Genomic DNA, 10,000 nt, shown 5'->3' with positions numbered 1-10,000 from the left:
GAGCGTTCAGCGAGGGGAGTGGCCTCATCCAACGGGGAGAAGGCTTGATGCTCAGTGCGGTGCCAAACCAGTTGGCCAATAAGTAATATACTCATACAAAATATGAAACAAGAGGCTCGGGCTAATTTTTTATCGGTAAATTTCGTTTTTCTTTATTTATAGCCAAAATTCGCATTTTATCGGACAATTATGTGATGTTTTTGCATCAAATATGAAAACAATTGCACGGCGCTCAAAAACATTCTTGTCGTACAATAATATAATAGTGTGATATGAGCCCGTGTCCGCAGGCGAGTCCGTTGCGGTCATCCAGTCAAACAAGAACGCCGCCGCATAGAGGACGGCTCACAGGGGAGGCATGTATGTTGCCAATAAAGTCGCGCTTTTTAGCGCTCGTTGCCGGGACGTCGGCGATCGCCTTGTCAATGGCGATGCCGGTCTGTGCGCAAAACGCCACCGAGGCCAAAGAAGCCGAGGCTGCCAAAGCCGATGGCGACGCCGTGATCGTGGTTACGGCGCGTCGCAAGGCGCTTCAGTCGGCCATTGAAATCAAAAGGAAGGCCGACACGATCGTCGATTCGATCGTCGCCGACGAAGCGGGCAAGCTGCCGGACAATTCGATCACCGAAGTGCTGCAACGCATTTCGGGCGTGTCGATATCGCGCTACACCTCCACCAACGGCGGCAGTTCGGCGTTCCAGATCGAAGGGACGGGCGTCACCGTGCGCGGTCTGCCCTTCAATTCGAGCATGCTCAACGGCCAGCAGTTGTTCAGCGCCAACGGTGCCAGCGCCATCAGCTGGAACGAAGTGACGCCGGAACTGATGGCCGGTGTCGATGTCTATAAGGCGTCGCGCGCAGATCTGATCGAAGGCGGGGCGTCGTTGATCAACCTGCGCACCCATCTGCCCTTCGATTTCAAGGAGCCTCAGCTCAACCTCACAGTGGGCGGCAGCTACGGCAGCCAAGTGAAAAAGGGGTCGCCGCGCGTCTCCGCCATGTTCTCGAGGCGCTTCGACACCAATATCGGTGAAATTGGCGTACTGTGGGATGTCGCCTACAGCCGCCTGCACCAGCAGAGCAGCAACCTTCAGGTCGGCGCCATGTTCGGGGAGTATTCGCCGAACTCCACGCGCGACGACCATATGGTTTTTGTTCCCAGCTCGTTTAGCTGGAGCAACAATCTCAGCCAGCGTGACCGCTACGGTGCCTATCAGGCCATCCAGTGGCGGCCGACGGAAAACCTGACGCTGACCAACACCGTCTTCTTCTCGCAATATATCGACGACGGCTGGAGCAACAGCGGCTCCGTGGGGTCGAGCCCGTCTGCGACCTCCGCTGTTATGCCCAAGGTGGGCAGCCCGGTTGAATTCAATGCCGATGGCGCTTTCCGCAGGGGGAGCCTGACGGTCGGGTCCACCGGCAATGCGGTCGAATTCCAGAACCAGAGCAAGACCATTGGCTGGTTGCCCAGCTGGTACCAGCTCGATTGCGGCGCCACCTTTGGCGGCCCGGCTTCGTCGCTCCAGTGGGATTGGTCCGCCAGCGCCGGGGTTAATCCGGCAAATCCCCCGGCGGGATGGGACGGCAGACGCCTGGTGCAGTGCGGGCCTGCGGGCACGTTTAACCCGAGCGGCGGGGCGTCGGCGTCGCGCAGCAAAAGCTCTACCCTCGATATCTCGCAAAGCTTCCTGTGGACGGCTGGCGAACAGATAACGGTGCGTGGCGGTGCGCAATATGTCCGTTCCCGTATGACGGGGGAAAACATGTTTGTGGGCCTCGCCCAGACGAGCCCGCTGGTAAACTCGATGGACGTTGACCTGACGGGGTCGCTGCCGCTTCTGACGGGTCTTTCCACATCGGGCCTGCTCGACAAGAGCAAGGCGTATCTCAGCAATTTCGGCTATCATAAACCGAATAACAAGGGCGAGATGACGGCTGCCCACTTCGATGTGGAATACCGGCCCAGCGATGAGGGCTTCCTGCGCACCGTTACCTTCGGCATGCGTATCGCCAAGCGCACCGAAAACGACGACAATGTGGGGACCTATTGGGCGCCGCTCAGCCAGTCGTGGCTGTCGAATCCGTGGGGCGCGCATCCCGGCGATCCGTCCTATGGCGCAGGGAACATTCTGTATCTGACCAACCCGAATGTCCGCGCGTCGGATTATGAGGTGGCCAGCTTCCCGAATTTCTTCGGCGGCGACGCGGCGGTTCCGGCGCAGCTTCTGGTCCCCAGCCAGTCGCTCTTGCAAAGCTATGACTGGTACCATTTGCTCAAGACCTATAACGGGCAAATCGCCAACGGGACGGCGGACCAATACTGGACGCGCTATATCGATCAGGGACTGAATAAGACCGACAGCCGCATCGTCAACAAGGCCATCTATATTCAGGCCAAGTTTGCCCACGATGGTTTCGGCTTCATCCCGGCGTTTTCGGGGAATATCGGGGTGCGTTCCTTCTCCGAAACCCTGACGGCGAGCGGCCTTCTGTCCACGCCCAATGCGACGAACCTGGCGCTCACCGAAAAGGACAGCACGGATTACTTCAACGCGCAGCAGGTGAAGACCGCCAACCCCAACGCCAATCCGGTGTTCCCGACGCTCTATGCGTTTGTTCAGGCGTATAACCTGCAACAACGCAACTACAGCTACCATCGCGTTCTGCCGTCGTTCAACATCAAGTTCGACGTCAGCGACACCTTCATCATTCGCGCCGCGGCATCTAGGGCGTCGGCACCGCCGAACCTCAATGACATCCGCGCCGGCGGGTCGGTGAGTGCCCGATCGCGGTCTGCCACCAATCCGCAGGCCCCTTCGATCCTCACCGGGGTTTCCGTCAATGGCGGCGGCGCGGATCTGAAGCCGACCATGATCAACAGCCAGGACGTGACGTTCGAATTCTATCCGTCGTCGTCGAGCTTCTTCTACGTGGATCTGTTCGCCAAGCAGATCGAAGATCATCCGGTGTTCCATTCGTTCATCGCCAACAATCTGCCCATCCCGGCGCTGGCCTACGCCAATGGCCAGACTCCGCCGGTCAATGCCGGGGACCCTAATCCGGGGACGCCGACAACGCTCGATCTGCCGTGGCTCTATCTGCAGAACAAGACCTCCGAGCAGAAGGCCACGATCAAGGGCTTTGAAATCGGTGGCCGCAAGTTCTTTGATCAGCTTCCCGGCTGGATGCGCGGGTTCGGTATCGATGCCAACCTGACCTATATCGACAGCCGGAACCCGGCCCAGCAGGCCAACAGCGTGCTGACCCCGCCGCCGGCCAATGGCTCCCTGCCGGGCCTGAACCCGGACGGTACGGTGCCGCAGACCTACCCCGACCTCCCTTATGCCGGGTTGTCGAAGTGGGCCTATAATATCCAGCTGCTGTACAGCCGCGACAAGGTCAATGTCCGTCTGGCCTACAACTGGCGCGACAAGGCCTTGCTGTCCACCAACGTCAATCCGCTGTCCTACGCGACAAGCGGCGGCAACCCCTACATCCTCAATACCAGCCCGACCAACTTTGACGCCGCCCATTCCTATCCGGTGTACAACATGGTTCCGGCCTATATGGCGGCGGCGGGTTATCTGGACCTGGGTTTTGACTACAGGCTGAACGAGAAGATTTCCGTGTCCTTCAACGCGAACAACCTTCTCAATACGAAGTCGAAAACGCTTCAGGAGCCCGTGCCTGGCGTGTTCGAGCCTTACGACTACAATGTCAGCGATCAGCGTTACGAAGTCACCGTGCGGGCGCGCTTCTAACGGTCTGAGGGGGAAGGGCGCTTCATGCCGAAGCGCCCTTGCTCTTCATTTTTGTTTAGCCCCTCGCCGGGCGGTGGCCTTCGCCACCTTGGCCGCCGCCGCAATGGCGGCTTGAGCGGAATGATTCCAGTAGAAATCATCCCGCTATAAATTCAGAAAGCGCTCTATGAACAGCGTACAGCAACAGGACATCGTCATACTGGGCGGCGGCGCGGCGGGTTGGATCGCGGCGGGGTTGCTGGCGCGCAAGACGGATCGCCGTCGAACGCGCATCACTGTGGTGGAATCCGAGGAGATTGGCATTATCGGCGTCGGGGAGGCGACGGTGCCGGTACTGGCGCACTGCAACGCCTTGCTCGGCATTGACGAAAATGACTTTATTCGCCGCACTCAGGGCACGTTCAAGCTGGGTATTGAGTTTTGCGACTGGGGCGTTGTGGGGAACCGGCATTTCCACGCCTTCAGCGACTATGGTCATCAGGTGGAGGGGGTATCGACCCACCATTACTGGCTGAGACTGCGGCAAGCCGGCGACGCGCATCCGATCGATGACTATTCGTTCGCCTACGCCGTCGCGAAAAGCAATCGTTTTGCGCCGGGCGATCCGCAGACTGCGCGCTATCACTATGCCTACCATTTCGATGCCGCCTTGTACGCCCATTATCTGCGCGAGGTGGCGACGGGGCTGGGCGTGCAGCGTATCGAAGGCCGGATGACGCACGTTGATCTGGACAGCGCGTCTGGCCATATCACCGCCATCCACCTTGCCGATGGCCGCAAGGTGTCCGGCGACCTGTTTCTGGATTGCACCGGCTTCGCCTCTGAATTGCTGGGAAAGGCGCTGGACACGCCGTTTGTGGACTGGTCGCAGTGGTTGCTGTGCAACAGCGCTATGGCGGCCCCGGCGACACGGACCGGCGCGCCCATGCCGTATACGAGGTCCACGGCTCACGCCGGGGGCTGGCGCTGGACGATTCCCCTGCAACACCGAAGCGGGCACGGCATGGTCTATAATTCGGACCTCTGGAGCGACGATGCGGCGCGTGACGCCCTGCTTGGTGCCATCGAGGGCGAACCGCTGGCTGAACCCAGAGTGTTCCGCTTTACCTCCGGGCATCGCAAGGTGTTCTGGAACCGCAACTGTATAGGGATCGGTTTCGCCTCCAGCTTTCTCGAACCTCTGGAGTCCACCGGGCTACAGTTGATCGTCATGGGAGTCCTGAAGTTGCTTCAGTTCTTCCCCGAAAGGACGATCGACCCCGTTTTGCGCGACGAATACAACCGGATATCCACCCGCGAGATCGAGCGCATACGCGACTTCATCATCGCCCACTATTACCTCTCACGCCGGCCAGAGCCCTTGTGGGCGGCGTGCCGCAACATCGAAATTCCCGACAGTCTGCGCCACAAGCTGGAGGTATGGAACGCCAGCGCACAGATCCCGCTGGGTGATCTGGAATCCTATATGGAACCGAGCTGGCTCGCCATCCTGCTGGGCAATGGAGCCGTGCCCACGCGCTACGCCGTAGCGGCGGACCTCTACCCGCTGGAACAGATCAAAAAGGGTATGGATTTGCGCCGCGACGAGATCAGGCGCTCGGCGCAGGCGGTCATGTCGCATCAGGATTTCATCGACCGGCACTGCAAGGCGGCCTCTGAGCGACCTCAGGCCGATTTAGAGCGGAATGATTTCTAGTAGAATCATTGCGCTCAAGCCGCCATTGAGGCGGCGGCCAAGGTGGCGGAGCCACCGCCCGGCGAGGGGCAAACAAAAAACTAGATCATTATGTTTCTACCAGAAATCATAATGATCTAGGGAGAGCTTGACAGTCCGCAAATGGCGTTATTATCATATAATCATTCAATTTATCGCCCTCGAAGGCGAGTTGAGCCCATGGGATGGGGGCCCCTTTCAAGACAGATGTCGTGACGCCCCCCCCCCGCAAAGCCGTCCCCTGTGTCGGCTGTAACCCCTGAAATCTGAAACAGTCACAAAGAGAGCCGTAAACGGCCTGTAAAACGAGGAAGTACCCTATGACAAAACAAACCGACAAGACGCCCAAGGTCCTGAACCGTCGCCATCTGATCATGGCCACCGCCTGCGTGGTGCCCTTATCGGTCGTGGCCTGCGGTGGGGGCGGCGGTGGGGGCGTATCGACGGCCTCCGCAGGCGGCACCTCTTCAACGTCGTCGTCTTCCTCCTCATCGTCCTCGTCAGCGAGCGGTTTGTATCCCAACTATAATACAAATCCGCTGCCGGCGAATGCGGCGGGGATGACCAGCACGGCGGCCGAGATTGCCGCCAAAATCAAGCTGGCCATCAATATCGGTAATACGATGGAAGCCATAGGCGGGGAAACCGCCTGGGGTAATCCGCTCATCACCCAGGCGCTTGTCAACAAGTATAAGGCTCTGGGCTTTGACGCCATCCGACTGCCGTGCGCCTGGGACCAGTATGCGGATAAGACAACGGCGAAGATTTCCAGCACCTGGCTGGACCGCGTCAAGACGGTTGTCCAGTACTGCATGAATGCTGACCTCTATGTGGTGCTGAACATCCACTGGGATGGGGGCTGGCTTGAGAAGCACATAGATGCGGCCAGTAAGGACGCGGTCAACGCCAGGCAGAAAGCGTTCTGGGAGCAGATTGCCACCCACCTGCGCGACTTCGACGAGCGCCTGATCTTCGCCAGCGCTAACGAGCCGGACGCCGGTACGGAAGCGAATACAAAAATCCTGCTCAGCTATCACCAGACCTTTATCGACGCTGTGCGCGCGACCGGCGGGCGAAACGCCTACCGCACCCTCGTCGTACAGGCGCCGCAAACCAATACCGAGCTGGCCGTTTCGATGTGGCCGGGCATGCCCACCGATACCACGACGAACCGTCTGATGTTCGAAGTCCACTATTACGCGCCGTCGCAGTTCATGATCATCGACAAGGACGCGTCCTGGGGCAAGATGTTCTACTACTGGGGCCGCGACAACCATTCGACGATCGAGCCGGACCGCAACGCGACCCACAGCGAGGAGCCCTATGTCGATCAGCAAATGCTGTCGATGAAGACCCACTTCATCGACAAGGGCATCCCCGTCATCATCGGTGAGTACGGTGCCTGGCGCAAAACCCAGCCGCTGGACATGCCCAAGCACAACGCCTCGGTGGATTTCTGGAACCGGTATGTCACCCAGCAGGCGCGAGCCAATGGCGCCGTGCCCTTCTTCTGGGACACCGGAGCCCTCATCGACCGCACGACGCTTGCCGTCAAGGATCAGGCGATGCTGGACGCCCTGCTCATCGGGGCCGGCAAGAAATAACAGAGCGATATGTCGAAAAGTGTGAGCGGTTTTCGACAAAAAATATCGCGACAAAACAAAAATTTAGAGCGAAATGTCGATTCCACTCAAAGTCATTTCGCTCTGGCAGAACCATCCGCTCAGGCACAGGGCCTGAAACGCACAGAACAGTCCACGGGAAGGCAGGGACCGCCTTCCCGTCATGCGAAGGGTATTGCTTATGACCACCCCCGTTGACTCCACCCGGCGTCGCCTGTTGCTGGCCGCCGGCATCAGCCTGATCCCGTTTGGCCTTCTGAGTTGCGGTGGTGGGGGCGGTGGAGGTGGCAGCTCCGGCGGCGGGGGGGCGTCTTCGTCCGCCTCATCCGCCACACCGGCCGTATTGCGCCCTTCGACCATGACGCTGGGCCTGCCGATTGTCGTCGATCAGTTCGGCTACCTGCCGACGCAGGGCAAGGTCGCCGTCATCCGTGACCCGCAGGGCGAGGCCGTGGGCACCCTGAGCGACGGGACGCAGATCATCAGTTTCGATGCCGCCGATTCCTTCACGCCCGGCACCGTCTATGAGGTGGTCAATGCCGCCACGGACGCCGTGGTGTTTACGGCGGCCCCCGTGGCCTGGAACAATGGCGCGACCGACAAAAGTTCTGGCGACAAGGTGTGGCATTTCGACTTCAGCAGCGTCACCGCCGTCGGCGAATACTACATTCGCGATGCCCAGAAGAACGTCAGATCCTATACATTCAGGATCGCCAGCGACGTCTATGCCGCGGTGCTGAAGGCGGCGGTGCGGTACTTCTATTATCAGCGCGCCGGGCAGGAAAAGACCGTGGCCCATGCCGGAGCCGGCTGGGCCGATGCGGCCTCGCACGTCGGGCCGGGTCAGGACCGCAATGCGCGCCTGTACAGCGACAAGACCAATGCCGCGACCGAACGCGACGTCTCCGGCGGCTGGTACGACGCGGGCGACTTCAACAAATATACAAGCTGGACGGCCGGATACGTGACGGCCCTGCTGTTCGCTTATGCCGAAAAGCCGTCCATCTGGGGAGATGACTACAATATCCCGGAATCGGGTAATGGCATTCCAGACATTATCGACGAAGCCAAATGGGGGCTCGACTGGCTGCGCCGCATGCAGCAGGCCGACGGCTCGGTCCTGTCGATTGTCGGGCTCAGCCACGCGTCGCCCCCGTCGGCGGCCACGGGCCCCAGCTATTATGGTCCGGCCAGCACATCGGCGACCCTGAACACCGCCGGGGCCTTTGCACGCGGGGCCAGGGTGCTGGCAGGCTTTACGCCCTTTGCCAGCTATGCCGCCGATCTTCAGACGCGGGCCGAAAAGGCGTGGGACTGGGCCGTGGCCAACCCGAATGTCATTTTCACCAACAATGATCCCGCCAACGGCTCGCAGGGGCTGGGGGCCGGTCAGCAGGAGACGGATGATCGCGGACGCCTGCTGGCGCGTCTGATCGCGGCGGTCTATCTCTATGACGCGACGGGCAAGACCACCTATCGCGATTTCGTCGAAGCCAATTACGGGCAGGCCAACCTGATCCGCTTTCGCAACTATGTGTCGCCCTATGATGGCGGGACGCAGGATGCGCTCCTGCACTACGCGACCCTGCCGGGGGTGCCCTCGGCCACGGCCAATGATATCCGCACGAACTACCTCAATGGCGTCAATGGGGAATGGGTGCGCGGCAAGATCACCACAAAGGCCGACCCGTATCAGGCCTTCATTCCCGACTATGTGTGGGGCAGCAACAGTATCAAGGCGAATTTTGGTCTGCTGTTTACGGCGCTCAATGTGCATAATCTGGGCACGACGCACAGCCCGACCGATAATCTGAACGCGGCCGCGGCCTATATCCACTACATGCACGGCGTGAACCCGCTGGCCCTGTGTTATCTGACCAATATGTCCAGTCTGGGCGCGGAAAACTCTGCCACTCAGATCTTCCACGCGTGGTTTGTGGATGGCTCGGCCAAATGGGACAGCGTGGGCACCTCGACCTATGGCCCGCCGCCGGGCTTTGTGCCGGGCGGTCCCAACCAGACGCAATGGGACTGGGACAGCCGTTGTCCGTCGGTCAGCAACCTGTGTGGCACCAAGCGTCCTTCGCCGCCCTATGCGCAGCCCGCGCAAAAATCCTACAAGGACTTCAATGATGGCTGGCCGCTGAATTCGTGGCCGATCACCGAAGTGTCGAACGGCTATCAGGTGGCCTATATCCGCCTGCTGTCCAAATTTATCTAGATCATGCGTACAACCGACTGTTTTATATAAAGTTCAGCAAGAGCTAACAGGGACACAAAGGAAAAGATCATGGTGAAACTAACCAAACGCAGCCTGTTGGGCGGTGTGCCATTGATGGGGGCGTGGGGTGCGGTTGCCGGGGCTGGTTTTGCGGCCTCCAAGGCCACGGCGGCTGCTGATGGCGATGCCTGTCAGCCCAAACCGCCGGTCCGCTACGATCTGCCGGTCGCCAAAGGGCCGTTTCAGCCGACGCCTGAGTCGCTGAAGACCTATCAGGCGCCCGACTGGTTCCGCGATGCCAAGTTCGGTATCTGGTCGCACTGGGGCCCGCAGGCCGTGCCGCGCGTCGGGGACTGGTACGCGCGTAACCTCTATATCCCCGGCCACTTTCACAATACGCACCACGTCAAGACCTACGGCCAGCCGTCAAAGTTTGGCTATAAGGACATAATCCCCCTGTGGAAGGCCGAAAAGTTCGACCCTGAAGGCTTGATGGACCTCTATGCGGCCGCCGGTGCCAAATACTTCGTCAGCATGGGCGTCCATCACGACAATTTCGACCTGTGGAAGTCGAAGCACCACAAATGGAACGCGGTCGCCATGGGGCCCAAACGCGATATTGTCGGCGAATGGGCGGCGGCGGCGCGCAAGCGTGGCCTGCGGTTCGGCGTCTCCGAGC

Annotated in this window: 5 protein-coding genes; all 5 read left to right on the top strand. The window is 59.9% G+C overall.

Going from position 1 to position 10,000, the window contains the following annotated elements:
• Window positions 1–362 precede the first annotated feature (362 nt).
• A complete protein-coding gene (locus tag LDL37_RS00845) occupies window positions 363–3,764 on the top strand; it encodes a TonB-dependent receptor (RefSeq protein ID WP_290792961.1) in 3,402 nt (1,133 codons plus the stop codon).
• Window positions 3,765–3,930: 166 nt separating this feature from the next.
• The gene (locus LDL37_RS00840) at window positions 3,931–5,460 is read left to right on the top strand and encodes a tryptophan halogenase family protein (RefSeq protein ID WP_290792958.1); all 1,530 of its coding nucleotides are present in this window, start codon (window positions 3,931–3,933) and stop codon (window positions 5,458–5,460) included.
• A 338-nt stretch (window positions 5,461–5,798) separates the two neighbouring features.
• Window positions 5,799–7,082: a glycoside hydrolase family 5 protein gene (locus tag LDL37_RS00835; RefSeq protein WP_290792955.1), complete on the top strand. Its 1,284-nt coding sequence runs from the start codon at window positions 5,799–5,801 to the stop codon at window positions 7,080–7,082.
• A gap of 199 nt (window positions 7,083–7,281) precedes the next feature.
• Entirely contained in the window at window positions 7,282–9,321 is a 2,040-nt protein-coding gene (locus tag LDL37_RS00830) for a glycoside hydrolase family 9 protein (RefSeq protein ID WP_290792951.1), read from the top strand.
• 69 nt (window positions 9,322–9,390) lie between these two features.
• On the top strand, window positions 9,391–10,000 hold a 610-nt coding region (locus LDL37_RS00825), incomplete at its 3' end, for an alpha-L-fucosidase (RefSeq protein WP_290792949.1).

The sequence above is a fragment of the Asticcacaulis sp. genome (genome assembly GCF_020217185.1).
Taxonomy (GTDB): Bacteria; Pseudomonadota; Alphaproteobacteria; order Caulobacterales; family Caulobacteraceae; genus Asticcacaulis.
Note: the sequence above shows the minus strand (reverse complement) of the source record. Positions and strands in the feature narration are given on the sequence as shown.

Bases quoted from the DNA above. Each gene is read 5' to 3' on its own strand.
- LDL37_RS00840 (WP_290792958.1), top strand. From the start codon at position 3,931: ATGAACAGCGTACAGCAACAGGACATCGTCATACTGGGCGGCGGCGCG.
- LDL37_RS00830 (WP_290792951.1), top strand. From the start codon at position 7,282: ATGACCACCCCCGTTGACTCCACCCGGCGTCGCCTGTTGCTGGCCGCC.
- LDL37_RS00835 (WP_290792955.1), top strand. From the start codon at position 5,799: ATGACAAAACAAACCGACAAGACGCCCAAGGTCCTGAACCGTCGCCAT.
- LDL37_RS00845 (WP_290792961.1), top strand. From the start codon at position 363: ATGTTGCCAATAAAGTCGCGCTTTTTAGCGCTCGTTGCCGGGACGTCG.